This is a genomic window from Catenulispora pinistramenti, from assembly GCF_018274385.1.
GTDB classification, from domain to species: Bacteria; Actinomycetota; Actinomycetes; order Streptomycetales; family Catenulisporaceae; genus Catenulispora; species Catenulispora pinistramenti.
The window spans coordinates 1-25767 of the sequence record NZ_JAAFYZ010000032.1; the positions used below are offsets into that span (position 1 = coordinate 1).

The window sequence follows — 25767 nt, forward strand, 5'->3', positions numbered from 1 at the left end:
TAAGAGACAGGGGCGGGCACCGCGCCGGCGCCGGAGTCGTCTCCGGCCGCGCCGTGCAGATCCGTGAGCACTGCGGTCACTGTTGTGGCCTCTCAGGCGGACGCTCTTAGACGTCGGGTGGTGGATACGCGCCTCCCGCGGATCCGTCCTCCCCCTCTGTCATGGAACCTGAGAGTTTCACCGCGGGCGGCCTGAACCGGCCCACGGCTTACACCGTCGGTGAGGGCTTCCCAGAAGCTCCGCCCTGCTTTCCAGAGTTGCCTGCCCGAACGGTCCGTTTGCCTGAGAGTTTCCGGGGAGGGTTGCTCCTTCGGCGCCCACGAGAGGTCTCTCCCGTCCGAGGTAGTCGGCACTTACGAAGGTATCAGCGCCACCACCGCCTGTTCTAATCCCATTAACCGTTTGCCGTAACCGCCCACCGGTGCTGAGCTGACCCGATGACCTCCCCCACCCCCGACGAAGACCTCCTCGCGATCTTCGACACCAGGATGCGCGCCACCGCCGAGCCCGACGAACCCGGCGCCCGCGTCGAACACGCCGACGGCGTCCGCCGCCAAATCGGCGCACACCCCACGGACTGGCACGGCGTCCTGTACTCCGACCTGGACGCCACCACCGCCGACGCCGCGATCCAGGCCCAGATCGCCCACTTCCGCACCCTCGGCACCGACTTCGAGTGGAAGCACTACCGCCACGACCAGCCCGCGGATCTGGCCCAAAGGCTGCAAGCGGCCGGCTTCGTAGCCGACGACCCGGAAACCCTGTTCGTGGCGGAGATCACACAGCTATCCGGCGCCGGGCAACCCGGCGCCGGCCTGTCGGAAGCACTGCCGGACGGCATCTCCCTACGCGCGGTCACCACCGAGGCCGACGCCGACCTGGTCGGCGAAGCGTCCGAAGCCGCCTTCGGCAGCGGCGGCGACCGAGCCCGCGACCGCGTCCTGGCCCGCCTGGCCGACGACCCCGAGACGGTCTGGACCTGGCTGGCCATGGCCGGCGACCAACCCGTGAGCGCCGCCCGCATGCTGATCCACCCCGGCACCGGCTTCGCCAGCCTCTGGGGCGGCGGCACCGCCCCGCAATGGCGCGGACGCGGCATTTACCGGGCACTGGTGGCGCGGCGGATGCGGGTGGCCGCGGGCCTGGGGTGTGAGTACTTGCAGGTGGACGCGACGGATATGAGCCGGCCGATTCTGGAGCGGCTGGGGTTCCGGGCTCTGAGTGTCACGACGCCTTACGAGTTCAGGGTCTGACTGACATACTCGAAGCCGGTCACAGCACTTCGCAGGGGGATGCGATGAATCGGCGGCGCGGGGACCGAACGTGGTAGCGGACCACGACGGCGAAGCACGGCTCACCACGTTCAAGGCATTGGTCGTTTCGCATTCCAACGCCATCGCCGAGGACCTTGAGCGGAGCCAACGCCACAAGCGGCCGTCCTGGGCGCGTTCGCGGTCGGAGCGGGAGGATCATCGCAGGACCCGTCGCGAATCCTCCGAGACGGCCATCATCGCCGACTTCGACCGCATACAAACCGGCGCACGGCTCAGGTTCGTCTCCGCAGCCGCAGCCGCAGCCGCCGCCGCGCGCCCCGGGGCCTTGGTCCTGGACGACTTCTACGACCGCTCGGCGCCGTTCAAGCAGCGCTACGCCGACCTGATCGCCACGATGCCGGCCGCACGTGCGGAAGCGAGCGGCAGGGTCCTGCTGACCGGCGCCGAGGGCGAACACACGAGGCGACGCCTTCGTCATGGCGATAGAACACTTCTTGAGCCCGTTGGGCTTCAATGACACGAAGAGTGTTTCGGCAAGCTGGAAATCGACACTGGCGGTCGACGCCTACACCGGTGAGATACTACGGACGGTCTTCTTAGTGATGTTCATCCGGCGCATGTTCCGCCTGTGAGGGCAACACCGACGCACTACAGCCCCAGGCCCTGATCACGAGGCAGGAACCTGCGGAACCATCGCGCCATTGACGTGCCCGCCGCCCGACCGCCCTGACTGGCTGCTGAGCAGCAAGGACATCACCATCCGATCTTCGCCGGGGCCGAAGTGATCCATGCGCTCTCCGGTGTCGAGGAAACCGGCGGTCTCGTAGAGATGACGGGCGATCTTGTTGGCGGGCTTGACCAGCAGGCGGACGACTTCCATATCGTGGTCCTGCAGACGTTGGATGGTCGCCCGCAGCAGCAGCTGGCCCCAGCCACGCCGCTGCCGCTCGGGGTGGATCGCCATCCCGACGATCCATCCGATGGCGGGATCCTCACCACGTGCGTTCACGGAGTGCCCCCAAGCCCCCTCGTCGTCCTCAGCCAGCAGCCAGAGACCGCCGGACGGATCGAAGATGACGTCGAGCGCGCTGCGCGTCAGGCTGTTGCTCCCGAACGCGGCGGCCTCCAACTCGGCGATCGCAGACAGATCCCTCTTCTTGACGCCGCGCAGCCGCGGAGGGTCGAACGAGTCCACGAAGTCTCCTCCAGGAGTCATCATCCGCCGATGGACGATCTCCTCTTCGGGTGTACCCGGTCGTGGCGCGTCGGAAGCTCCGGACGGAGAATCGTGCGCCTGCGAGCCGTGGCGATGAGGGCATTGGCTCGCGTCGCACTCCCCTGTCGGCTGCCAGCGGGTGTCGAGAAAGCCCGCGGTCACGGTGTTGGCAAGAGCAAGGTCAGCATCTTGCGACCCTGGCCGTCGCCCAGATCGCCGTCCTTCCACTGGCCGGTGTCCTGGAAGCCGGCCCGGATGTACATGTCGTAGGCCGTCCAGTTCTCTGGCTTGACCGTCACCTTGATCGCGTTGGCCCCCTTGCTCTGCAGCCAGGCGATGGACTCGTCCAGCAGCCGCAGCCCGATGCGCAGGCCGCGCCGCTCCGGATGCACCCCCAGCGCCAGCAGCCAGCCGACCTGTGGATCGTCGGTGTCCCGCATGCTCAGTGAGTAGCCCCAGATCCCCTCGGAATCCTCGGCCACCAGCCAGGCCACCCCGGAAGGGCCGAACAACTGCATCAGTGTGGAGAAGGTGAAACCTGTGCCCTCGAACACTATGTCTTCGAGTTCTGCGATCCGCGGCAGGTCATCTCCTTCAGCAGCCCGTACTGAAAGCGAAGCGCCCACGTCAGCTCCCTAGACAACTTCCTTGTGCAGGGCCTCTTCAATCGCTTTCCGTGTCAACAGCGACACTTTGTCCCGGACCCGGGTCACAGTGGACTTCCATTCCCACGTCAGTTGTGCCTCATTCTCCAGGCGTTGCCACAGACCGCGCATCTCGTGAGGCAGGTGGGCCTCCGGATTCCACATGTGGCCCAGGTAGCTCAGCGCCGGATCCAGTTCACCCTCCGGGCGGCGGCCCCGCCGGTTCGAGCGCTCGAAGGCGTTTCGCAACGCTGACAATAGCCAGTGGTGCAATGCCAGAATCTCGCAGAACTCGACGAATTGTGGTAGCAGCTCGGCCGGAGTGCCGATCCGGACCCGCAGCATTCCGTCGTCCCGCAACTCGACCAGGCTGTCCGGTTCCGCCCCGTCCTGGACGTGCACAGCCCACAGCAGGCGGCCGGTCTCGGTCTTCAGCCGGGGCTGCCGGTCTATCTGCGGCACCCGGTCCAGCAGGGACATCACGTAGGCCCCGGTCTTACCGAGGTCCAACACGGTGCTGTTTACCGCGCCCTGCAGGAACCCGGTCACCAGGTCGGCGGGGTCGGCCCTGTTGATCGCTTCCACGACGCCGGTCCGGGCCGCGTAGTGCGCCCAGGGCAGCCGCCGGCGGTTGGCGTCCAGCAGGACTTCGACGCGCGCCGAGCCCTGCAGGATGTGGCCGGCGGTGAGCACCGCCCGGGCCCGCGCCGTGCCGATCACCCTGGGCTGGGAACCGGCCCCGGGCGGGACGGCCAGTCGGCAGTCCAGGCCGAAGAAGATGTCCGGTGAGACCACCTGCTCGATCGGGTGCCGGTGCCAGTCCGGGCTGACGCCGGGAAGCAGGGCCAGCGCCTGGCGAGCCGCTTCCAGGGGAAGCGGTTCGGAGGTGTTCAGCAGACCGGTCGTCACGGCCCCTAGGACGACTTGTGGTCGCTGCCCACCCGGGTCCGACGGCCCGACAGGGCGCGCCATCAATTCCCGCCGGCCAGGAAGAAGTGGCTCAGCCGGTCGGCGATGACCGGCGGAAGGGGGACGTTCTTCGCGCCCGCCTGCCGATCGAGCGATTCCACCACCGCCGGGTCGGGGAGGAAGTGGTTGATGATGTTCTGCACCGAGTGCTCGATGGGCAGGAAGGTCCGGGGCAGGATGCTCAACGAGCGGTAGGCGTAGAACGGCTGGGCACTCGGATTGACCTTCACGATGTCAGGGCACTGATCCCACTCCGTACGCCACTCGCCGTCGAAGTCGGTGACCTTCAGTGCGGGCTGGCCGTCCTGGCGCAGCAGCCCCAGCCGGATGAGTTGCCAGACCGCGGCCAGGAACGGACAGGAGTATCGGCGGTTGCCCAGCTCTCCGTCATCCTCGCCCCCGGGCCTGCCCTGGCTGTCCCAGAGTTCGACGTCGAGGTAGATCGAGTGGTTGCGTTCGCCGAATTCGTGCGCCGGTTCCCACACGTGGGATTCCATGGTCTCCAGCACGCGGGACTCACGCGGCGGCTTCCCGTTCGACATCCACCCCGACATCGAGATCGGCGGACGCCCGCCATTGGCCCCCTCCGGGAACGGCTCCTCCAGAAGCCGCGTGGCGACCAGTTCCGCGGTCTGGAATCCGTCCAGCCGCCGCGCGCACGCTGATTCCCGGGCGACGTAGTCGATGGTGACGCCGGCCTCGCGTGAGAGCCGCAGCAGCTTCTCCATTATCTGCGGGGCATCCGGCCAGTGCTGGAAGTAGTCATCGACCAGGAAGCAGGTGCTGACCCGCGGCCGCTCACCGCCGCTGATCGCCGAGGCCTTGGCGGCGTCCAGCCAGGGCTTGACCCGCTCGAACTGGGTGCGGATCGGCTCCTCGCCGTTCTCGAGCTCGTCCATATAGAAGTGGCCGACCGCGACCGACAGGTGTGACAGGCCCAGGTTCTGCACGGTCGTGCCCTGGTTGCGCTCGTGAAACACCGAAGGCGCGGCGTCCGGGACCGCAGAGAACATGGCGCTCACCGTTCGAAACCTTCCCAGGCCTCATCATCGATCAGTTTGTTCGCGAGTTCTTCGAACGCCTGGGTGGTGGCCTTGTCGGCCAACCGGCGCTTGACGTCCACGTCCATGATCACCTGCTCTCGCCACAGCAGCATCGGCTCCAGCGGGGTGGTGCCGGCCAGCATGTCCAGCCCCAGCCCCCGGCTCTTGGCCAGGGTTTTGAGTATGTCGTCGCTGCGGCTGAGCCAGGCGTCCTGCTCAGCGGTGGTCTTCTTGCCGAAGGCCGAGGCGTCCGGCACCGCGGTGCGGATCGTGCGCACCAGGCGCAGGAACTCCCGCCTGGCGAAACCGGCCGCGAGGGCGCAGGAGAGGATACCGTTCTCCTCCAGCAGCAGACCGCTGGCGGCGATCACGTGCTGTGTCGTCCACCGGTGGAACAGCAGCCAGCGAACCGCCTCTGCCTTCTTGGGCCGGTTCTTCGGCGAGATCGCTTGCAGGGACATGTCCAGCGCCGAGGACCGCCCGGCACTCAGGTCGACGATGCAGACGTCGAACTCGCGCTCCACGGTTTGGAAGAGCTCTGCCGCCTTCTTGATGTGCTCGTTGGTGAGCGAGAACTCCGCACCGCCGACATCGCCGGGGAACAGGGTCAGCTTGCCCGAGCCGGGCGGCCGCTCCTTGAGCACCTGGCGCTCGGTGGTAGTGCGGATATCCGCGCGCACCGGCTCGGTGGCCCTGCCGCGGATGTAGGAGTGCAAGCCGCCGTTTCTGGTACCGCGCTCCAGGGTGGGGATCTCGAAGATCGCTCCGGCCGTGGGCGAGCCGAAGTCGAAGTCCAGGTACGCCACGTCCTGGCCGAGCAGCGAGAGCCGGTAGGCCAGGTTGCAGCTGGTCACCGAGCGGCCGGTGCCGCCCTTGTCAGAGGAGGAGAAGATCAGCATGGTTACCGCCTCCTCCCGGCGTCCTCGCGAGCCTCTTCCAAGGCGTCCAGCAACCGCAGCGCGCGCTCAGCCAGCGCGATCGCGGTGCTCGTGCGGCGGAAGCGCAGCTCACGAGACCGCTTGATGTGCTCGCCGATCTCCTCCAGCCGGTCGCGCAGGGTAGAGCGGTCGTTGACGTTGGAGCGCAGCAGCTCCTGGTTGTATACGTGGTCTGCCTCGTGCAGCAGCCGGAGCAGATGGTCGTACATGCGGGAGCTGCGGGGCGGTTCCTGCTCGAACGCGGCGGCAGTGGCGACCAGGGCCTCTACGACACGCTCGGTCACGTACCAGGAGGGCTTGGCGAACGAGAGGTTCTCCAGGCCGGGGAAGTGCTGGAGGCTGTCCCACAGCTCGACCGGGTTGCCGTCCCGGATCAGGCGGCGCTCGTTGAGATGGTCCATGGCCGCCTCGGCGACCGTCATAAGCGCCTCGCGGGCCTCGACGTTGTCGGTGAGCTGCGCGGCCTGCAGGGACCGCTTGATGATCAGCGGGGCGTAGTCCGCGGCATACAGTGCCAGGCCCGCGTCCACCACGTCCTCGCTGCCGCCCAGGCCCTGTCGCACACCGGGGTGGTGCAGGGCGACGGCGGGGTCGTCGTCAGTCATCCGGCGGGTGATCCGGCCGCGGATGGCCAACTCCTGGATGATGCCGACCGCTTTGATCAGGTCGGCGTCGGTGGCGGCCCGGTTGATCAGGTCCTGGATCAGGACCGACATGACCAGCAGGGAGTAGTAGTCGGACTCTTCGCCGTCGCTGGTGCGCCAGGGGATGTCCTCCAGCGGCCAGTGTTCCGGGTCGAAGCGCGCCATCGCCGACCAGTATCGCTGGGTCAGGTCCCACCGCAGGGCCAGCGCGTCGGACAGCCTGCGCTGGTCCTCGTCCAGGATGTTCAGGGCCCTGATCCGGCGGGAGTCGAGGTCCACGATGCCGTCGAGGGCGGACACGGTGAAGTACAGCCAGGGGCGAGTCGTCGCGTACCCGTCCTTGGCGGCCACGTCGAAGTCGAAGTCCCCGATCGACTCCGCGCCCTGGGCGATCCCCCAGGTCCAGCCGCACTCGAAGAGCTCGTCGTCGTCGGGCTTGGTGTCGTCCGGCACGCCCAGGCGCACGTCGGCGTGCAGCTGGCTGCGCAGCCGGCCGAACCGGGTGCTCAGGCCCTGCTGTAGCTCCGCGTCGGTGGTGTCGCCCTGCCGCAGCATGTTGAGGATGTTCTGGCCTTCGGCGGTGTCCACGCTGACGGAGTTCACCACGAAGCTGCGGAGCATGCCGACCATCGCGGCGGTCAGCCGTCGGGAGGCCCTCACCCGCAGATCGCCGAGCTTGTCCAGCTGCCGGGCCTGCTTCTCCTCCTCGGCGCGAGCGTTCACGAACACCAGCAGTGACAGGCACAGCGTGATCGATATGGAGTAGGCGTCGACGACGTCGAGCCCCTGGAGCCGCTGGTCCTCTGGCAGCGGTTGGTCCGGATCCAGGGTCCGCAGATAGCTGCCGGCGCCGAACCGCGGCTGGCCGTCCTCGCCGGTGTGGTTGTCGAAGTACTCCAGCGCCACGTCCACCAGCGTGCGCGAGATCCGGCTGGACTCCCCCAGCGGCCGCAGCACGTCGAGCACGTCGTCGGGAATGGCGTCGGGATCGTAGACACCGAAGGTGTCGATCTGGGTGATCGGGTAGAAGAGACATAGGAGCTGTTCGGCGTCCGCGATGGAGTTGGACTCGGCGCGGCCGCCCCAGATCCACTTCTTTTGCTCGTAACAGTCCTTCAGCATGTCACGCCAGATGTCGAGGATCTGTTTGCGCGGTTCGATCCGCACCGGGGCCTCCCTCAGGGAAGATCGCCATGTCAGGACCCTACTTTCGCCCCGCCATGCTATCGGCTCCCCCTCCCGGCGCCGAACCGTTCCGGGGATTCCCGCCACCTGCATGTATCAGACCCCGACAACCTGGGTAGGGGAGTTGTCCGGCAGACAACGCCGTGCCGGTCCGGCATGCGACATGGGACCGAACACGCGCGATCGGGGCAGGTCAGGGCAGGGGCGGCAGCTTTGAGAACGAACCCACGACAACACATCCTGGACACGTGGCGGGCCTTCGCGCGCGCGACGTTCGGTAGCGGGGAGTGGGCCTGGGGTGGCCGCTACGCCTCGAACAGCATCAGCGATGCCGAACAGATCTTGATCCTCCTCTACCCGGCGACCGAGGTCGCCGGCTTCCGGCTGGACCGGCCGGACTCCATCGAGGACGACGTGCTCGCGGTGCTCAGACCCATGGGCAGCGGCCTGGACATCCCGATGCGGATGCTGGAGGCACTGGAGCAGTACCTGGCCCGCTACACCGACGACGACGGCGGTCCGACCTTCACCGGCGGTTCCTATCTGCTGGCCGAGGACCCAGACGAGGAGGTGAAGCCGGAGCAGTACGCCTACGACATCACAGAGTCGTACTCGATCTCCGTCACCCTCTGTCTGTCAGCGAAGGGCTTCTTGCGCGAGTTCCAGCGCACGGTCGAGCGGCGCGAGCTACAGAACCGGATCGAGGCCGTGATCCTGGCCATGGACCAGCGCCTGACCTCGGCCATGGTCGGCCTGCTGCGCTCGTTCGTCGTCAACGTCCTGGACCCCGACTCCGCTGCCGAGGCCGTCCTGCTGCGCACGGTCAGCCAGGGCCGGGTCGTGGGCCGGACGCTGACCCAGGACCTGCGCGGTCGGCTGCAGCCGGTCCGTGACAAGCTGCCGGAGCTGACCTTCGGTCTGCCGCCGGAGAACGAGCAGATGCTGCGGGACTATCCCGAGCGCTTCTTCGAGTGCGGCTGGGCCTGGGGGGTGGCCCAGGACGCCACGGACATCGAGTTGACGGCCGCCGAAAGTGTGAAGCAGCCCCACGGCATCGCCGAGTCGCGTCCGCTGCTGCACTTCACGGTCAACGCCCTCGACGGTCTGGCCGACCTCTTCTCCACCCGCACCTCGCGCCAAGGCCTGCTGACCTCCGAACAGCAGTCCCTGCGTGAGGCCCTGAACCTGCGCTGGGGTCTGGCGCTGCAGTACTGGTCCACGATCGCCACCTTCGGCTCCGGCCGCTGGGCGATCGAGGACGTGCCGTGGGAGGCGACCACCGGTCAGAGCTCGCCGTACTTCACCGAGCTGGTGCTCGCGATCGTCGCGATGTCGCAGCAGGGCGGCACCATCAGCGGCAGCATCGGACGAAGCGTCGCTGTGCTGGAGGAGCTGGGCCAGCGCGGTCTGGTGAGCCGGCGCGCGGCCGAGGACGACCGCGGCGTGCTGCTGCACGATCCCGGCGTCCTGATGCGCTTGGGCGGATCAGAGCTGGAAGGGCCGTCGTTGGCGTGGTCCTACAACGGTTTCGCCGCCGCCTTGGCCAAGACCGCGCTGCGCGTCGCGAACATCAGCAGCAGCCGCCGCAACCGGGCCCGCCTGATCGAGGTCGCGGACGCCTCGGTGGAGCACCTGCTCGCCCGGCGGCAACCGTCCGACGGGCTGTGGGACCACCCCGCCAACGTCTACCCCCGCCTCGCGCAGGCGCCCGCCACTCCGGCCTGGGACATGACCGAGCGCTGCATCGAGGTCTTCGTCGCCGCGGCCGCGCTGGTCAGCGCCCCTCCGGTGGCCGACCAGGGCCAGGTGGACCAGGCCAACAACAAGATCGCCGAGGCCCGGCACATCCTGGACCAGGAGCGTTTGACCACCCCCACGGCCGGTGGGTCGCAGGAACAGAAGCTGCTCCGGGAGGCCGAACAATCGCTGAACCGCGCCGACTCGCTGTCCGGCGAGCGGCCCGCGACGGCCGCGGCGCTGGCAGACAAGGTACTCAGAGACTTGGACGAACTGGCCTTCGCCCGCCAAGCAGCGAGCAGGAGCGCATGACGTGCTGATATTCGCCACCTCCGACAAGGGAGGCACGGGGCGTTCGGTGACCAGTTGCAACATGGCCTACCGACGGGCGTTGCAGGGCGAGGCGGTCGCCTATCTCGACTTCGACTTCGGATCGCCCACCGCCGGCGCGATCTTCGATGTTCCCAAGGCCGAGCGCGGCGTGGACGCCTCGGGCCTGCACTCGTACTTCACCAAACACACCGAGGCCCAACAGCTGGACACGGCGCTGCACTCGGACAGCGACACGCTGCGCGACCTGCCGCGGATCTCCGGCGCCAGCCGACTGGTGCTGCTACCCGGGGACAAAGACGGCGGGGAGTTCTCGATCAGCGCGGACATGCCAGCCCGCTGCGCCCAGCTGTTCCTGAAGCTGGACCGCGAGTTCGACCTGTGCATCGTGGACCTGTCCGCGGGCCGCTCCTACGCCGTAGACCTGGTCCTGGAGGCCACCGCCCGACCCGAACTGGCCGCGCTGACCAGCCGCTGGCTGGTCTTCCACCGCTGGACCAAACAGCACATCCTGGCCGCACACGGCCTGGTGTTCGGCGAGAAGGGGCTGCTGAAGGCCGGCGAGCGGCGGGGCCACGACCCGCAGAAGCTGAACAACTCAGTCCGCTACGTCCGCACCGCGGTCGTGGACCTGGGCGTGGATCAGGAGTCGGTGACCCGGCCGGCGCAGGGCGCCTGGCTGCGCGCCTACGACCAGAAGCTACGGGAACAGGCGGACAAGCTGCGCATGGGCCGGGCCCGGTTGGCCGGGCAGATACCCTACGACCCGATGCTCCAGTGGAGCGAGCAGGTGATCGACGACTCCGACGTGAGCGGACTGAAGATCGCCAACCAGGCCACCGTGCAGGCCTTCGAAGACCTCGCCGCGAAACTGTCGGACGAGAGATTCTGGGAAGGGCTGTGACGGCCGTGGACGTGAGCTACGACGAGATGACCCAGTCCGCGCGGGTGGAGGCGGTACCACTGAGCCATCTCTCGGTCGAGACCGGGCACCTCTACCTGGAGGACTTCGCCGACGGCGACCGCAGGATCGCCCGGCAGCTGGAGCAGGCAGCACCGTGGTTGGAAGCGGCGACCAAGCGGACCCGCAAGCGGTTCGGCCGCAACGCCAGGATCAGCACCTGCTTCCTGGTCGACGACTACTCCCCGTCCGGCCCGGTGGACGACCAGCCCAAGCCCTCGGAGGTGGTGGACATCGTGACCACCGCCGCCGACCAGGCCGGTTTCAAGATCGACTACCTGGCGCGGGAGGCTGGCTGCGCGATCGCCTGCGAGCGCCCTTACTCCGGGCCGCGCGACCAGAGCCCACTGGCGAACATCGTCGCCGGACTCATCGTCGAGGAGGCCGCGGTCGGCGCCAACGGCTCGCGGCCGCCGACCGCGCAGACCGGCTGGCTGTCCAACGGGGAGCGCTCCCCGGCCGTCTCGGTGGCCATGGACGCCCCTCAGTGGGAGCCGCCTGAGGAGTTCGGGAAGTACCGGCACTCGGTGTTCGTGGACATCGAGCTGTGGAGCCAGGACAGCAACCTGCAGTCCGCGGAGCGTCAGTACTCGTGCTCGTTGCTGTCGGCGGTCTGGCAGCTGCTGCGACTGGGCCTGCTGCGCGACGCCGGCAAGGCCGTCGCCAAGCCCTACCGGTTCGGCTCCGGCGAAGGGTTCCCGGATCTGTGGCAGCAACTGCCGAGCATCACCCAGCTGACGTCGGACGCCGCCCCGTTCGCGGCGTATCAGGCCCTTTCCGTCCTGCCGCCGCACTTCCGCGCGGCCGAACACGCCGCCGAGATCATCATCGACCACCTGCGCTTCGACAAGGCGGTGCTGAAACAGACCGCGGACCGGGCCCGGGACGAGACGAACGCGGTGACATTACCCGACAACCCGGTGGGCCGCGTGAGCCATTTGTTCTTCGATGACGTCCATGTCACACGCAACGACTGACCGGGACCCGATCCCGGCCGTCCCCGACGACGGCGCGCAGCCCCTGCTGGGGTTCGGCGAGGTGCGCACCTGCCTGATCCAGAACCTGGCCGGCCTGTCCCCCTCGGCCAGCGTCGCCCTGATGCAGCTGACCCCCGGCTCCCCGGTGAGCAAGGTGGACCGGCCGACCCGCCGCGTGGTGTCCCCGGAACAGGTCACCGGGGTGGACTGCCGGCTGCACGTGGCGCGCGAGGGCCGGGGCCGGGCGATCGGCACCGTGCTGAGCCACGCGGTCGTGACCAACGGCCGCATCCTGCAGGGCACGGCACACGCGGCCCTCGCCTCGGCCACGGCCAAGGAGCGCCGCGAGTGGCGGCACTACCTGCGCCAGCCCGGCGTCGTGGAGGTGCTGGGCTCACCGAAACCGCACAACGTCATGGACGGCTACCTCACCGACGCCTCCCCGGCCCGCGGCCTGGACCTGGCCTCGATCAGCGACCGGATCATCGACGAGGTCCAGCAGAGCGACCGCCTGGACCACACCACCGCCCTGCGCACCGGCACGGCCGTGGTCCGCTGGGCCGCCACGCTGGCCCAGGAGGCCAAGCCGACGGTCGGGATAGCGAAGAGCGACATACCGAACTTCCACGTGATCCGGCTCAACGGATCGCCGGAAGACCTGCCGATGCTGATCCGTTTCTGCGAGGAGTTCGCGCTGCACGAGTGGCTGCTGACCACGGTGCAGGACGTCATCGTGCCCCGCGCCGAAGCCGACATCGCCCGCGACCGTGATCCCTTGGACTCGCTGCTGTTCGCTCTCAATGAGTTGGCGCCACTATGGATGCCTCCGACGCACCTGAGCCCGGATATGAAGGCGTTGTGGGAAGCTATGGAGAGCCGGACACACTACTCGCGGTTGTTCGAGCGTCAGGTCGCGCGGATCCGCGACCTCCGGGACCAGGTGAAGATCAGGCCGCCCCGACGTTTCTAGGGGCGCGGCGCTTGCGAACCAGGCGTGATCGAGGCGCGTGGACACTTATTGCAGCATCCTGCGTACAAGCCGATGCCGCCGGACGGTAACATGCCATGGAAGGTGGTCCCGATACCCCGTATCAGGAACCTGTAAACCCTTATCCGACGTCTGACGAGGTGTGCGTGACCACCACCCGCGAGGAGCTGGGCAGTAAGTCCGACTATGCGACTCTGCGCTCCGTCGTCAAAGCCGACCTGAAAGCCCTTGCGAACCTCGACGAAGAGGTCTTCGGCAACGCCGCCTACTCGTTGATGTACATGACGTCGCTGTACCTCATGTTCCGCAAGAGCTGGTACCTCGCCGAGCACGAAGGCGGTCTGGCGGGCTACGCCCTGGTGTGCCCGGACTCGGACAACTCCGAAGTCTGGCTGATGGGTCTCGCCGTCAGCGGAAACTGTCAGGGACACGGCCTCGGCCGCACTCTGATGGCCCGGGCCATGGAGCTGATGATGGACTCCGGAGCCCCCGACGCCTACATCACCGTCCGCCCCGACAACAAGGCCGCCCGCCACCTCTACGAGGCATTCGAGTTCACCGCGGACGGCGAGGAGCGCGACAACTTCTACGGGAACGGCGAGCCGCGCCAGGTGTTCCATCGCTCTCTGGTCAAGAACCCATATACCGCGGCTCCCGCCTAGTCCCTGACCAGGAACGCGAAGAAGATCGCCATCGAGATGCTGCCGAAGTAGCTCTCGATGACCAGCAGCACCTGCCCGGCTCCGCTGAACGCCCCGTCCAGGTCGCCGAAGGACAGCGGATTGAGGAAGTTGATCAGGCACCCGTGCAGCGACCGCACGTACCCCGCCGGCCCGCACAGCCACACCGCCACGCTGAACACCAGCAGCGTCAGCGCCATCCAGCCGAGCATCCGGAACGGGCGGTAGCCGTACCCGCAGATCGCGTCGTACATCGCCTCGAAGAAGCGGGCCGGGCCGCGTGGGCGGGCCTGCTGTTGCGCGCGCCGCAGGTTCAGGAGCGATAGTTCGCGCTTGGGCTTCTGCTGGAGCTGGAGGAACAGGTCTGCCGCGCTCTGGAACGCCGACATGGCGTGCCCCGGCATTCCGAGCGCGACGAATTCCTTGCCGATCGCGTCATAGTGGGCTGCGATGCGTCCGGTCTGCGTGCGGCTGAGGCGGAACTGTCCGCGCCTCTCGGTCTCGGTCGCCAGGAAGGACCGGATCACCGCCGCCCGGCGCGCGTCGGGATCCCCGCTCGTGGTCTTGCGCCACTCGTAGAACTCCTTCTCCAACGCCAGGTCCCCACCGCGTTCCCGCGGGGAGGGGACCCGGCTGTCGAAGGCGTACACCAGGGGTGGCAGGTAGCTGTCGAGGAGCTCCAGCAGCTCCTCTTCGCCGAGCTTCTTCTCGGTGCCGTCGCGGTATCTCAGCTCGCACTTGGCTATGTCGTCGATCACTGATTCGACGCCGGGGAAACTCGAGGTCGGCACTTACGCGAGTTTAATGATGATCCGGTAGCACGTCGATGACCTTCTGATACACAGCCAGGGTCCTTACCCGTTTCTCAGGCGCACGGCCGAGGCGGACGCGCCGCCCGCCCCGGAGCCGTGACCGCGAGACCCTTGACCGCACCCACCGGCGCCGCTCAGGCGACCCCCGCCAACTCGGCAGCCTCCACCGCCGTCCGAACGATCCCCAACCGAGTCTCCTGATCCCCGAAAGCCGCCGCCACGCTCAGCGTCGTCACCCCGGCCTCCTTATAGGCCGCCATCCGCTCCGCGATCCGTTCCTTCGGCCCGATCAGGCTGGTGCGGTCGATGAACTCGAACGGGACGGCGGCCGCCGCGCCGGCGTAGTCCTTCGCCAGGTACTTCTGCTGGACCTCGTCGGCTTCCTTCTCGTAGCCCATGCGGCAGGCGAGCTGGTTGTAGAAGTTCTGCTCCTTGCTGCCCATGCCGCCGATGTACAGGGCCGCGTACCACCGGACCAGGTCCGCGCACAGTTGTACGTCGTCGCCGATGACTGTTGGGACCGTCGGGGCGATGTCGAAGCCGTCCAGGTTGTTCTTGCCGGCCTTGGCCCGGCCCGCCTTGATGTGTTCCAGGTGGTCGGCGGCGTGCTCGGGGCTGAAGAACACCGGGAGCCAGCCGTCGGCGATCTCGCCGGTGAGTTCCAGGTTCTTGGGGCCGATCGCCGCCAGGTAGACCGGGATGGTTTCGCGGACCGGGTGGACCGTGAGCTTCACCGGCTTGCCGGGGCCGCCGGGCAGTGGCAGCTGGTAGTGCTTGCCCTCGTAGGTGAGGCGTTCGCGGGTCAGGGCTTTGCGGACGATGGCCACGTACTCGCGGGTGCGGCCCAGGGGGGCCGCGAACGGGACGCCGTGCCAGCCCTCGGAGACCTGGGGGCCGCTGACGCCCAGGCCCAGGCGGAAGCGGCCGTCGGACAGGGTGTCCAGGGTGGCGGCGGTCATCGCGGTCATGGCCGGGGTGCGGGCCGGGATCTGGAAGACGGCTGCGCCCACGTCCATGTGCTGGGTGTGGGCCGCGATCCAGGTCAGGACGGTGGCGGCGTCGCTGCCGTAGGCCTCGGCCGCCCAGCAGACCGTGTAGCCGAGCCGGTCGGCCTCCTTGGCCACCTCCAGGCTCTCGGCATCGTTGCCCGCGCCCCAGTAACCCATGTTCACGCCGAGCTTCATCGCCCACTCCTGTCCGCGGTTCGCCGCGCTTGATCGCCAGGCCGTCGCCGCTGATATTACTCGTCAGTAGTAAGCGGCGCGATGGTGACGCCGCCCACGCGGTGTCCCCGGCAACCGATAGCGTCACCTGTCATGGAGCAGCGACACCTGGGGCGGACGGGACTGCGCGTGTCCCGGCTGGGGCTGGGCACGATGACCTGGGGGCGGGACACCGACGAACACGAGGCCGCCGACCAGCTCAAGACGTTCCTGGACGCCGGCGGCACCCTGGTCGACACCGCCGACGTGTACGGCGACGGCGACGCCGAGTACATCATCGGCCGGATGGTCGAGGGCATCCGCTCCGACGTCGTGATCGCCACCAAGGCGGTGAGCGTCCCGTTCGGCCCGCGCCGCTTCGACGCCTCCCGGCGCCACCTCCTGAACGCCCTGGACGCCTCGCTGAAGCGGTTGGGCACCGACTACATCGACCTGTGGCAGTTGCACGCCTACGACGCCGCCACCCCGCTGGAGGAGACGCTGGCCGCGCTGGACACCGCGGTGGCCTCCGGCAAGGCCCGCTACGTGGGCATCTGCAACTACACCGGCTGGCAGCTGGCCCGCGCCGCGACCTGGCAGTCCGCCGACTTCAGCCGGGCCCCGATCGCCTCGGCGCAGATGGAGTACTCGCTGCTGCAACGCGGCGTGGAGCGCGAGGTGCTGCCGGCCGCCGTGGACCTGGGCATAGGACTGCTCCCCTGGTCGCCGCTGGGCCGCGGGGTGCTGACCGGCAAGTACCGCACCGGCGTGCCGGCCGACTCCCGCGCCGCCTCGGCGATGTTCGCGCCCTTCGTCGAGCCCTACCTGGACGGCCCGAGCGAGGGCATCGTGGACGCGGTGTTCATAGCCTCCGACGGCCTCGGCGTGGCGCCGCTGGAGGTGGCCCTGGCCTGGGTGCGCGACCGACCCGGCGTCACCGCCCCGATCGTCGGCGCGCGCACCGTGGCGCAGCTGCGGGGCTGTCTCAACGCCGAGCTGCTCACCCTGCCCCGGGAGATCCGCGAGGCGCTGGACGACGTCTCCGAGCCCGAGATCGGCTATCCGGAGCACACCTGGCAGCCGGCCCGGCCGCGGCTGGTGTCGCAGCACACGCAGAACCAGTAGCAAGCAGTAGTAGCCAGCAGTAACTAGTAGCAGGCCTTGCAAGATATGCAGTACTGCTTGAACCGATCAAACTAGCAAACTGTGTAAACCGCACAAACCCGCTCAAAGCGCGAACAGAACTCGCGATGGCGCAGGACGGATGGAACGAGAAGTGACGATGACCGAACCGGACGCACCGTCCCTGGACCAGCTCCTGGCCGCCGCCGGGGCCCCGGGCGACCTGGCCCCGCGGGTGGCCGCGACGCTCGGCGAGCAGGCCGCGAGCCGGCTGGCCGGCGACCCGTGGCTGATCCTGTCGGTGCCGGGGGTGCGCCCCGAGGCCGCCGACGGCTTCGCCCGCAGCGTGCTCGGCGGCACCGCCGGCCCGCAGGACCCGCGGCGCGCGCGGGCGGTGCTGGGCTGGCTGCTGGACCGGGCCGCGCTCGACGGACACACCGCGCAGCCGGCCGACGTGCTCTGCTCGGCGCTGGGCACGCTCGGCTTCGGCGACCCGGCCGGGGCCCTGCACGCGGCGCTGGAGGAAGGCGACATGCTCGCGTTCTCCAATGCGGCCGAGGAAGAGGACGAAGACGGCTCCGGCGACTCCGGGGACGGCGAGGCCGGGGCCGGCGCCGCCGATCTGATGATCATCCGGGAGCGCTACGCCTTCGCCGAGGAGGGCGTCGGCGAAGCGGTGCAGCGCCTGCTGGCCACGCCGGAACCGCTCGGCGAGGACTGGGAGCGCCTGGACACCACCGGCGACCGCATCCACAGCGAGCTGCGGGACACCGTCGGCGCCTACGGACTGACCCTGGTCGCGACCGCGCCGGGCATCGCGAAGACCGCGCAGATCGCCGGGTTCGCCGAGGCCGCGGCGGCGGCCGGGGTGCCGGTGGCGATAATCGGTGGGAACGCCGCGAGTGTGCGGACGCTGAACCGGGAGCTCGGCGGGACCGAGCTGACGGTGCTGTCGATCCAGGAGTACCTGGCTTCGCTGGGCCGCGGCGAGGCGGAAGAAAAGGCGGCAGACGCCACCGCTGTACCCGGCCAGCGCGGCCCGGCAGCCGACAGCGACGGCGACAGCGACAGCGACAGCGACAGCGACAGCGACGATTCCGCGGCAGGCGGCTCCGCGACCAGCACGGCCGACGGCTCGATCGCCGCAACCGCCGAGTCCGCGGGTGCATCGACCACGGCTGCCGCGCAGACCGATGCGTCCGACGAGTCTGCCGACCCGAGCGCCCCAGACCCGGCCGAAGCCGAAGCAGCCGACCCCGCGAGCTCTGACTCGTCGGACGCCGAAGCCGAGCCCCCGGCCCCCGAGTTCGCCGAACCCCAGCCCGGCCTGGTCGTCGTCTCCGCGGCCCACCAGATCGACGCCGAGTCCCTGGCCGCCCTGCTCGACGCGGTCCCCGAGGGCATGCGCGTCCTGCTGGCCGGGGACCCCGCCGAGCCCGGCCCCGCCGGTCCCGGCCAGCCCTTCCGCGATCTGATCGACACCCGCTCGGACTCGCTGATGGCCTACACCGCCGACGGCCGCGTCCCGCGCGTGCGGGCCGCCGACTCCGAGCCGCACCCGCTCACCGATCTGCGCTTCGCGCTGCGCGAGGGGGAGCTGCCGCCGCCGGAGAACGATCCGGAGAAGCGGCTGGTGATCGTGCCGGTGCGGGACGCCTCCGAGGCGGTGGCGCGCGCCGTGCAGCTGGCCGCCGACTCCATTCCGCGCACCTTCGGTCTGGCGCCCGACGACATCCAGGTGGTGGCCATCCGCGCCACCGGTGACGCCGGCGCGGACACGCTCACCCGGGCGTTGCGCGAGCGGCTGGGCACCGAGCAGGTGCGGGCGCTGACGGCGCGCGAGGCGCTGGGCGGCACCTGGCCGGCGGCCGTGGTGGTGCTGGACGGCCCGTCGTCCGGCAGCCTGACCCGGGCTCTGGTCTACGGGCTGTGCGGGCTGGCCGAGCGGCACCTGTCGATCGTGCACGGCGCGGGTTCGGCGCTGCCTCAGGCCGTGGCCAACGTCCCGGACCGGCCCCGGCACACCCGGCTCCCGGCGGTCCTCAGGGACCTGTGAGGCAGTGTAAGGCGATGCGAGGCAAGCAGAGATAGCAGAACCGCGCCGGTCCCTGTGGGAGGACCGGCGCGGTTCGGTTTATGTGTGGATCACTGCGCGGACTACCGCGTGGGCTACTGCCTGGACTGGCCTCAGCCGGTGACGGAGTCCATCGCCGGCAGGTAGCCGCCGGACTGGCCGTCGGCCGTCGGGTGGTAGGACTCGGTCACGTCGGTGACGTTGACCGAGTGCAGCCACTCGCTGAAGTAGTCGCACAGCTCGTGCCCGGAGAAGTTGCTCCGCACGTCGGCGTAGGAGTCGCCGGCGTTCTGCGCCGCGGTCTGGATGACGCTGTCCAGCGTGTCAGCGGCGTTGTTCAGAGCACTGCGGTCCGTGGTCGACAGGCCGGGGCAGATGTCGGAGTTGCCCAGGTCGTACAGCTCGGGGTAGCCCATCACCACGACCTGCGCGTTGGGCGCGGCGTCGGCGATCGCGGCGAAGGTGTTCGCCAGCTTGCCCGGCAGCACCGAGTCGGCCTGCGACGTGGCGGTGTTGATGGCGCTCAGGCAGGCGCTGTCGGAGTCCAGGACGCAGGTCTCCATCACCGAGGAGAAGCCGACGTCGTTGCCGCCGATGGTGATCGACACCAGGTTGGTGCCGGAGTTCAGCGCCGAGATCTGGTTGTTCAGCACGTCGGCGGTGGTCGCGCCGGAGCAGGCCACCGAGGTGTAGCTGGCCGGGCTGTGGGCGTTGGCCCACAGCTGCGAGTACGCCAGCGTGCTGCGCAGGCAGTTGCCGGAGGCCGAGATGTAGGAGCCGGAGCCGACTCCGGAGGAGTACGAGTCGCCGAGCGCGACGTAGTTGACACCGCTGGCGGCCGAGGCGTTGGTGGCCAGTACCGTGGTGAAGGCGGTCGTCACCGCGCCCAGGACGATGAGCGCCCGCTTGAGTACGGGACGACGCGTCCGCGTCCGCTTGTGGGGACGAGGGAGCACAGGGAACCTCCATGTGGGGGTGGATGGGGGGTGCGCGTGGATGAGAATGGCACCCGGTCAGGGCCCTGTGAAGACCAAGTTACTAACGAGTTTTGACGAGCGGGTAACTTCTTGGTTGGCAGGTCAGGACGTTTCGGAACAATCACGTCATCCGGTCCGCGGAATCAACCCCATGACGCGGGACCGGACCCGGCGGGTCAGGTGGTCCACCTCGGTCACCCGCAGCGCCTTGGCCGCCAAAACATAGACAACGACCAGAGCCGAGCCCCCGGCCGCGGCGGCGAGCACCGAGCCCAGCCGTGCGCCGCCGACGAGCGCGCCGACGTCTTGGGCCGCCGCGTAGCCGACGGCCGCGGCCACCGCCGCGGCAAGCAACAGCCTGCGATACACCCGCGAGACGCCCTTGCCCGGTTTGGCGGCGGCGCTCCCGGCCAACCGGGGCCGCAGCCGGCGGATGGACCAGAGCAGACCGACGGCCGAGGACAGCCCGGTGCCGCCGGCCATCACCACCACCGGCCAGCGGGTGCCGCCGAGCGCGGCACTGGCCGTGATCGCGATCGCGGCGTTCACCGCGCCGGTGATCAGGCCGATGGTGAAGGGGGTGCGGGTGTCGCCGAAGGCGTAGAAACCACGCAGAATCACGTATTGCGCGGAGAACGGGATCAGGCCGAGTCCGGAGGCGGCGAGCATGTAGCCGATCCCGTGCGTCTGCGGGAGCGAGGTGTGGCCGTAGCCGAACAGCACCGCGGCGAACTGCGGACCCAGAGCCAGGAACGCGAAGGCGCAGGGCACGATCGCGGCGCCGGAGACCCGCAAACCCAACGACAGGTCGTCGCGCACACCGGCCGGATCGTTGTCGGCCGCCGCCCGGCTCATCCGCGGCAGCAGCATCGTCAGCAGCGACACGGTGATCACCGACTGCGGCAGGATCCAGATCTGCTGTGCCTTGGAGTAGGCGGCGTAGCCGACGCCCGCCTCCGGGCGCGCCTGGTCCACGCCGGCGGCCAGGGACATCACCAGGATGTTCACCACCTGCCCGACCAGCATGTAGGCCAGCGTCCACTTGGCCAGCGAACCGGCCTGGCCGAGTCCGGCGCCGCGCCAGTCGAAGCGGGGCCGGAAGCGGACGCCGGAGCCGATCAGGAACCAGACCACGACGAGCGCCTGCGCCACGACCCCGACGGTCGTGCCGACGCCGATCGCCATCGTCTGCCCGACACTGAGGACCGGTAGGTGGTCGCTGCCCTGCCCGAGTCCCCCGCCGACCGCGATGAAGCCGGCGAAGACCGCGACCACGATGACGTTGTTCACGACCGGGGCCCACGCGGCCGCCCCGAAACGTCCGCGTGCCCCGAGCACCTGGCCCACGACGGCGAAGACGCCGTAGAAGAAGATCTGCGGCATGCAGTAGCGGGCGAAGGAGACGGCCAGCGCGCGTTGGACCGGGTCCAGGTGCCGCGCCGGGACGGCGACGATCCACGGCGCGGCGACGGTCGCCACCACGGTCACCGCCAACAGCGCGCAGATCACCAGGGTCAGGAGGCGGTCGACGTAGGCGGCGCCGCCGTCGGGGTCCCGGTGCATCGCGGCGACCAGCTGCGGCATGAAGACGGCGTTCAGCGCGCCGCCGATGATGAGGAAGTAGATCATGTTCGGCAGGGTGTTGCCGACGGTGAACGTGGTCGCCAGCGCGCCGGATCCGAGGGCCGCGGCTTGCAGCAGCTGGGCCGCCATGCCGCCGAAGCGGGACAGGACGGTCACGGCGGCCATCGCGGCCGAGGAGCGCGCGCCGCTGACGGGCTTCGAGTGCGGAGCAGCCTTCGAACTCTGAACCGCGGGCACGTCAGCAGCCGCGACGGCTTGCGAAGCCACAGGCTCCTCGACCGACGGCCACCACAGATCCGCCCGCCCGAGATACGGATCCGCCGCCCCGAGAGCCGAACGATCCGCGTCGCCGTCGCCGACACCAGCGCCGTCGCCACGCACCGCCGCACCCTGAACCGCCGGACCCTGGACCGGCCCGCGTCGCAACGGCATCAGCTCAGCGAGGCGCGCGGGATCGGCGACCACCCGCAGCATCCCGGTGTCCCAGTCACCGGCGACCGCCGGGACCTCGAACCGGGCCGCGGTGACAGCCGCGGCCTGCGCGTAGCGGCGCGGATCTATCTCGGGTTCGCTCACCGACAGCAAACTAGCAACAGAGCGCTCACTCCTGCGGGTAGCGCTTAAGAATCTTGCCCGTCAAATCCGCCTGGAGATACCCGGCCCGGTAGTCGTCACCGACGTAGACCAGCATCTCCAGGGAGCCGTCGATGTTGTCGGAATCGACGATGACGTAGTGGTAGGTCGGCTTCTTGACGTTCAGCGTGCTGTCCGCGTCCTTGAGCAGGGCCGGCAGCGCGTTCCAGTTCACCTTGGCCGGGTCCAGCGGCTGCTGGTCGGGGTCCAGGGTGCTGCCGGTCATCGAGAAGGCGGCCTGCCCGTCGTTGTAGTCGTAGGTGTCGTAGACGGTGTCGTCGTCCTTCTTGATCACGTCGAAGCTCGCGTGGTCGTCGTAGACGGTCATCGACACGATCCGGGTGCCGCCGCTGACCGCGAAGATCTGGGCGATCACGTTCCGGACCCCGGCCGGCGTGAGCAGGTCCTGCGACCCGGTCGAAGGCGCGGTCGAGGGGGCCGTGGGCTGCGTGTCCTGGACCGTCGGCACGGAGAACGTCGATGCCGTGACCGGCATGGAGAACGTCGGGCCGGTGTTCGCCGCGTCGTTTCGCGCCGTGTGGGCGGCGTGGCTCTGCGCCCGGGTCGAGGCCCACACCGAGAAGCCCATGATCACCAGGACGCACACCGTGGACATCGCGGTGAGGCGGAAGGCCTTCGAGCGGTGGCGCCCGGCGGCCTCCGGGCTCATGCCGTTGCCGTAGGACTGGCCGGGCTGGTTGCCGTAGGGGTTGATCGGCGGGCGCCCGGGCGCGCCGGGAATCTGGTCGGTGGTCCCGAACTGTCCGGCGGGACCGCCGAACTGACCGGCAGGACTGCTGAAGTGACCGGCAGGACCGCTGAACTGACCGGCAGGACCGCTGAACTCGCCAGTGGAACCGCCGAACTGCTGGCTGTCGGGCATCCGCGGCCCCGGTATCGGCGGCCCCGGTATCGGCGCCTGGAAAGCGGTCACGCTCTGCCCGGCCTCGACCTGCGCGAACATCGCGTCCAGCACCTCGGCCGAGGGCCGCCGGGACGGGTCCGGGACCAGCAGCGCGCTGAGGATCGTGCGCATCGGACCACTGCGCTCCGGCGGCGGGACGTAGCCCTGGGAGACCGCCGCGATGGTCGCGATGGTGGTCTCGCGGGTGAGCGGGTTACGGCCCTCCAGCCCGACGTAGAGCAGCAGACCCAGCGACCACAGGTCCGAGGCCGGGTCGCCCTCGATGCCGTGCACGCGCTCGGGCGCCATGTACTCCGGCGAGCCGATCAGCATGCCGGTCGCGGTGATTCCGGGGCTGGCCTCCAGCGCGGCGATGCCGAAGTCGGTGAGCACCGGCGTGCCGTCCGCGCGCAGCAACACGTTCGCCGGCTTCACGTCCCGGTGCTGGATCCCGGCGGCGTGCGCGGCCCGCAGCGCGCCGAGCACGCCGCGCCCGATGCGCGCCGCCTCGGGGACCGTCAGGTCGCGCTGATCGAGCAGCCCGTCCAGCGAACCGCCGGTCACCAACTCCATGACCAGCCACGGGTGGGCCAACTCGACGGAGTCGACGATGTGGTGGATCGTGACCACGTTGGGGTGGTGCAGCCGGGCCAGCGCCTGCGCCTCGCGCAACACCCGCTCGCGCACCACACGCGCCTCGGCCGGATCGCTGCCGTGCAGCGACGGATCCGGCGAGCGCACCTCCTTCAGCGCGACCTCGCGCTGAAGCATCAGATCACGGGCCCGCCACACGAACCCCATACCGCCGCCGCCGAGCCGAGCGAGCAGCTCGAAGCGCCCGTCGATCACGTATCCGCCCTGGTCCCCTCCGGTCATGGGCGGAAGTCTAGGGTCGGGGACCGACCGGTCTTGCGGGCCGAAACATCGTCACCAAACCGGGATATACGGCTTCGATATCGCGGATAAGCGGCATAGGCGGGCATGCGAACAGCCGGCCTCCCACCGGTGCCGTCGGGATTCCTATCCCTCCGGCAACGGTCGCCAGTGGCCGGGGTACAACAGGGCTTCTGCGGGCGGCTATGAGCCGCTGAGAGCATCCTCGATCCGCTCGAAGATGTCGGAGTCCGTTTCCTGCTGCCACTGTGGCAGGTCTTCCCAACCGGCGACGTAGGCGGGCTTCGGGTCCGCGATGTGCTTGAAGATCTGCGCTGTCCAGCAGAGCGCGACGTAGCGGCCCTTGTCCTCCCGGCTGAGCTTCTTCACCCCGTCGCCCGTCGTTTCGGTGAACGCTCGCACGAGTTCGAAGACCGATGCGGCGGCAGCGCGCTCCCACTCCGGAGTCTCCTCCCATGGCGCGACGTATCCCGCCTTCGGCTCGCCCGGGTAGTACTTGTGGACGCCAGCGATCCAAGCCGCGCGGAAGATCTGACCACCGTCTACGCTCATGCGCTTCCCTTCCTCCTGAGTTCGTTGATCCTAGACCGCAGGGTCTTCACCTCGGCGGTTTCCGGCACCCGGTCCAGGTAGGGCGTGAGGGAGTTGAGGCGCTGCGCGTTCACCCCGGACTGTGAGCGCTGCGTGATGTTGAGTGCTGCTGACGCGTACGTGGCCACGCGCTCGGGGTCGTGGAGTTGCGCCCCGACCTTGGCCAGGTCCACTAGCTAGGGAACAGGCCCACAGGTCGTAGTGCCGGGCCGCACGGCCCGCGTGGGCGGCGACGGCATAGCAGTTCGCGGCGTCCGTGTAGTCGTTGACGTCGAAGAGGATTTCCCCGGCGAGCTGGAACGTGTTGCTTGTCAGCTCGTATAGATGCTCGCGGCGGGCCGATGTCATGGGGGTTCGAAGTTCGTCGACGAGTTGCCCCGCGTGTAGCCGGACGGCCGGCAAGGTTGAGCTTTTCACCGGTGCCGACCCGTATTCGGTCCACAGGTCCGCACTCGCCGCGCCCCACTGGTCCAGGTCGCCGACCGATTGCTTGACAACGCCGCGTGAGGCACCGCCGAACATGGCGGCGGCTTCGTGCTCGACCGCAGCCGCGCCGACCAACGCCCCGAGACGAAGTAATTCCCGCCGGTTCACATCGTCAATAGTGGCAGGTGGCAATTGGGCGGCGGCGGGAGCCCGGTAGTAGAACCCGAGATCCCGGTCTTCGGAGACGCCGAAAAGCTCTCGCAGGGCGCCGCGTTCGTCCTTGTCCGGCCACCGGGTCTCGCCCCGTTCGAGGCGCGACATCTTGCGTTGATCGAAACCAGGTCTGACCTGGCCCGTCCGTCTTTCAACGATCGAGCGGACCCGCTCGGCCACCTCGTCCTGAGTCCAACCGGACGCCGCGCGAGCTGCCTGAAGCAGATCGTTAGGCGTGATCGGTCCCATACGAAGAGTGTAAGAGGTCGAGGATCGATCTGGTCTGCGATCTGGTCTGCCGTGCAATGGCCGACTCGGATGAACTTGCGTTATGGCAACGAACCCGACTGATCCCCCGGCGCAGTGCGAGACCTGCGACAACCGCTGGAAGATCCACCACGCTGGGCGCGACGCCGGGCCGTGCCCGGACTGCTCCTACGTTCTGACTCGCTCCCGTCTCCCGAGCGTGCTGCTCTGGAGCACGCCGGGCCTACTGCCGTACAGGGCCGCTGAGGGCGTTCTCGCGGTGGTCTGCCACAACGGCGGCATTGTGTACGGGACGCTGAACAACAGCGAAACGGTGGAGTACATCACCAGACATCCGAAGGTGATGCGTTGGGAGTTCCGGCCCATCCCGTATGAGGAGGGCCGTTCGTGGCTCGCCGCGCATGAAGCGGATCTGAACAAAGACCGCGCGCTGAGGTTCATCTCTTGAACCCCGAGGCCGACGCCCACGGAACAGGCGGGAC

At 68.9% G+C, this 25767-nt stretch carries 23 protein-coding genes and 2 riboswitches; of the genes, 10 read left to right on the forward strand and 13 right to left on the reverse strand.

Going from position 1 to position 25767, the window contains the following annotated elements:
- Positions 1 to 146: 146 nt before the first annotated feature.
- Positions 147 to 260, reverse strand: a riboswitch (glycine riboswitch).
- A riboswitch (glycine riboswitch) is annotated at positions 261 to 346 on the reverse strand. It lies immediately after the preceding riboswitch.
- Between the two features lie 91 nt (positions 347 to 437).
- On the forward strand, positions 438 to 1253 hold the full coding sequence (locus KGQ19_RS12275) for a GNAT family N-acetyltransferase (protein ID WP_212009229.1): 816 nt from the start codon (positions 438 to 440) through the stop codon (positions 1251 to 1253).
- Between the two features lie 70 nt (positions 1254 to 1323).
- Positions 1324 to 1791, forward strand: a complete 468-nt coding sequence (locus KGQ19_RS12280; protein WP_212009230.1) for a hypothetical protein — start codon at positions 1324 to 1326, stop codon at positions 1789 to 1791.
- A gap of 150 nt (positions 1792 to 1941) precedes the next feature.
- On the opposite strand, the gene KGQ19_RS12285 is transcribed toward KGQ19_RS12280, so the two are convergent.
- The 6 genes from KGQ19_RS12285 to KGQ19_RS12310 form a co-directional block, all read right to left on the reverse strand.
- Complete coding sequence (locus KGQ19_RS12285; RefSeq protein ID WP_212009231.1) at positions 1942 to 2469, reverse strand: GNAT family N-acetyltransferase; 528 nt, start codon at positions 2467 to 2469, stop codon at positions 1942 to 1944.
- Between the two features lie 179 nt (positions 2470 to 2648).
- Positions 2649 to 3116, reverse strand: coding sequence for a GNAT family N-acetyltransferase (locus KGQ19_RS12290; RefSeq protein WP_212009232.1), 468 nt, complete (start codon positions 3114 to 3116; stop codon positions 2649 to 2651).
- 9 nt (positions 3117 to 3125) lie between these two features.
- Positions 3126 to 4043: an SCO2521 family protein gene (locus KGQ19_RS12295; protein WP_212009233.1), complete on the reverse strand. Its 918-nt coding sequence runs from the start codon at positions 4041 to 4043 to the stop codon at positions 3126 to 3128.
- A 62-nt stretch (positions 4044 to 4105) separates the two neighbouring features.
- Positions 4106 to 5116 carry an SCO2522 family protein gene (locus tag KGQ19_RS12300; RefSeq protein ID WP_230418543.1) on the reverse strand — a complete coding sequence of 337 codons (1011 nt, stop codon included), beginning with the start codon at positions 5114 to 5116 and terminating at the stop codon, positions 4106 to 4108.
- A 5-nt stretch (positions 5117 to 5121) separates the two neighbouring features.
- Entirely contained in the window at positions 5122 to 6045 is a 924-nt protein-coding gene (locus tag KGQ19_RS12305; protein WP_212009235.1) for an SCO2523 family variant P-loop protein, read from the reverse strand.
- Positions 6046 to 6047: 2 nt separating this feature from the next.
- On the reverse strand, positions 6048 to 7895 hold the full coding sequence (locus KGQ19_RS12310) for an SCO2524 family protein (protein WP_212009236.1): 1848 nt from the start codon (positions 7893 to 7895) through the stop codon (positions 6048 to 6050).
- Between the two features lie 231 nt (positions 7896 to 8126).
- On the opposite strand from KGQ19_RS12310, the gene KGQ19_RS12315 reads away from it, so the two are divergent.
- The 5 genes from KGQ19_RS12315 (at position 8127) to KGQ19_RS12335 (ending at position 13568) form a co-directional block, all read left to right on the forward strand.
- On the forward strand, positions 8127 to 9962 hold the full coding sequence (locus KGQ19_RS12315) for an SCO2524 family protein (RefSeq protein ID WP_212009237.1): 1836 nt from the start codon (positions 8127 to 8129) through the stop codon (positions 9960 to 9962).
- A 1-nt stretch (position 9963) separates the two neighbouring features.
- A complete protein-coding gene (locus KGQ19_RS12320) occupies positions 9964 to 10884 on the forward strand; it encodes an SCO2523 family variant P-loop protein (RefSeq protein ID WP_212009238.1) in 921 nt (306 codons plus the stop codon).
- Complete coding sequence (locus tag KGQ19_RS12325; RefSeq protein ID WP_212009239.1) at positions 10881 to 11918, forward strand: SCO2522 family protein; 1038 nt, start codon at positions 10881 to 10883, stop codon at positions 11916 to 11918. Before KGQ19_RS12320 ends, KGQ19_RS12325 begins: the two co-directional genes overlap by 4 nt.
- Entirely contained in the window at positions 11899 to 12888 is a 990-nt protein-coding gene (locus tag KGQ19_RS12330) for an SCO2521 family protein (protein ID WP_212009240.1), read from the forward strand. Before KGQ19_RS12325 ends, KGQ19_RS12330 begins: the two co-directional genes overlap by 20 nt.
- 164 nt (positions 12889 to 13052) lie before the next feature.
- The gene (locus tag KGQ19_RS12335) at positions 13053 to 13568 is read left to right on the forward strand and encodes a GNAT family N-acetyltransferase (RefSeq protein WP_212009241.1); all 516 of its coding nucleotides are present in this window, start codon (positions 13053 to 13055) and stop codon (positions 13566 to 13568) included.
- On the opposite strand, the gene KGQ19_RS12340 is transcribed toward KGQ19_RS12335, so the two are convergent.
- Positions 13565 to 14377 carry a hypothetical protein gene (locus KGQ19_RS12340; RefSeq protein WP_212009242.1) on the reverse strand — a complete coding sequence of 271 codons (813 nt, stop codon included), beginning with the start codon at positions 14375 to 14377 and terminating at the stop codon, positions 13565 to 13567. The two genes, KGQ19_RS12335 and KGQ19_RS12340, sit on opposite strands and share 4 nt — an antisense overlap.
- Positions 14378 to 14532: 155 nt before the next feature.
- Positions 14533 to 15582, reverse strand: coding sequence for an LLM class F420-dependent oxidoreductase (locus KGQ19_RS12345; RefSeq protein WP_212009243.1), 1050 nt, complete (start codon positions 15580 to 15582; stop codon positions 14533 to 14535).
- A 132-nt stretch (positions 15583 to 15714) separates the two neighbouring features.
- Between KGQ19_RS12345 and KGQ19_RS12350 the strand changes: the two genes are divergently transcribed.
- On the forward strand, positions 15715 to 16725 hold the full coding sequence (locus tag KGQ19_RS12350) for an aldo/keto reductase (protein WP_194896618.1): 1011 nt from the start codon (positions 15715 to 15717) through the stop codon (positions 16723 to 16725).
- A 157-nt stretch (positions 16726 to 16882) separates the two neighbouring features.
- Positions 16883 to 18778: a helix-hairpin-helix domain-containing protein gene (locus KGQ19_RS12355; RefSeq protein WP_230418548.1), complete on the forward strand. Its 1896-nt coding sequence runs from the start codon at positions 16883 to 16885 to the stop codon at positions 18776 to 18778.
- Between the two features lie 131 nt (positions 18779 to 18909).
- On the opposite strand, the gene KGQ19_RS12360 is transcribed toward KGQ19_RS12355, so the two are convergent.
- The 5 genes from KGQ19_RS12360 to KGQ19_RS12380 all read right to left on the reverse strand — a co-directional run bounded on the left by KGQ19_RS12360 (position 18910) and on the right by KGQ19_RS12380 (position 25267).
- A complete protein-coding gene (locus KGQ19_RS12360) occupies positions 18910 to 19752 on the reverse strand; it encodes an SGNH/GDSL hydrolase family protein (protein ID WP_307856403.1) in 843 nt (280 codons plus the stop codon).
- Between the two features lie 147 nt (positions 19753 to 19899).
- Positions 19900 to 21933 carry a murein biosynthesis integral membrane protein MurJ gene (murJ, locus tag KGQ19_RS12365; RefSeq protein ID WP_212009245.1) on the reverse strand — a complete coding sequence of 678 codons (2034 nt, stop codon included), beginning with the start codon at positions 21931 to 21933 and terminating at the stop codon, positions 19900 to 19902.
- Between the two features lie 25 nt (positions 21934 to 21958).
- Positions 21959 to 23770 carry a serine/threonine-protein kinase gene (locus tag KGQ19_RS12370; protein WP_212009246.1) on the reverse strand — a complete coding sequence of 604 codons (1812 nt, stop codon included), beginning with the start codon at positions 23768 to 23770 and terminating at the stop codon, positions 21959 to 21961.
- Between the two features lie 201 nt (positions 23771 to 23971).
- Entirely contained in the window at positions 23972 to 24340 is a 369-nt protein-coding gene (locus tag KGQ19_RS12375; protein ID WP_212009247.1) for a hypothetical protein, read from the reverse strand.
- 30 nt (positions 24341 to 24370) lie between these two features.
- Complete coding sequence (locus tag KGQ19_RS12380; protein WP_212009248.1) at positions 24371 to 25267, reverse strand: helix-turn-helix domain-containing protein; 897 nt, start codon at positions 25265 to 25267, stop codon at positions 24371 to 24373.
- A 217-nt stretch (positions 25268 to 25484) separates the two neighbouring features.
- On the opposite strand from KGQ19_RS12380, the gene KGQ19_RS12385 reads away from it, so the two are divergent.
- Positions 25485 to 25733 (forward strand): hypothetical protein, encoded by a 249-nt coding sequence (locus KGQ19_RS12385; RefSeq protein WP_212009249.1) that lies wholly within the window; start codon positions 25485 to 25487, stop codon positions 25731 to 25733.
- Positions 25734 to 25767: the final 34 nt, after the last annotated feature.

Excerpts from the sequence above, each read along its gene's own strand:
- KGQ19_RS12305 (WP_212009235.1), bottom strand. The coding sequence starts at position 6,045 with ATGCTGATCTTCTCCTCCTCTGACAAGGGCGGCACCGGCCGCTCGGTG.
- KGQ19_RS12355 (WP_230418548.1), top strand. The coding sequence starts at position 16,883 with ATGACCGAACCGGACGCACCGTCCCTGGACCAGCTCCTGGCCGCCGCC.
- KGQ19_RS12300 (WP_230418543.1), bottom strand. The coding sequence starts at position 5,116 with ATGTTCTCTGCGGTCCCGGACGCCGCGCCTTCGGTGTTTCACGAGCGC.
- KGQ19_RS12330 (WP_212009240.1), top strand. The coding sequence starts at position 11,899 with ATGTCACACGCAACGACTGACCGGGACCCGATCCCGGCCGTCCCCGAC.
- KGQ19_RS12350 (WP_194896618.1), top strand. The coding sequence starts at position 15,715 with ATGGAGCAGCGACACCTGGGGCGGACGGGACTGCGCGTGTCCCGGCTG.
- KGQ19_RS12345 (WP_212009243.1), bottom strand. The coding sequence starts at position 15,582 with ATGAAGCTCGGCGTGAACATGGGTTACTGGGGCGCGGGCAACGATGCC.
- KGQ19_RS12375 (WP_212009247.1), bottom strand. The coding sequence starts at position 24,340 with ATGAGCGTAGACGGTGGTCAGATCTTCCGCGCGGCTTGGATCGCTGGC.
- KGQ19_RS12275 (WP_212009229.1), top strand. The coding sequence starts at position 438 with ATGACCTCCCCCACCCCCGACGAAGACCTCCTCGCGATCTTCGACACC.
- KGQ19_RS12370 (WP_212009246.1), bottom strand. The coding sequence starts at position 23,770 with ATGACCGGAGGGGACCAGGGCGGATACGTGATCGACGGGCGCTTCGAG.
- KGQ19_RS12380 (WP_212009248.1), bottom strand. The coding sequence starts at position 25,267 with ATGGGACCGATCACGCCTAACGATCTGCTTCAGGCAGCTCGCGCGGCG.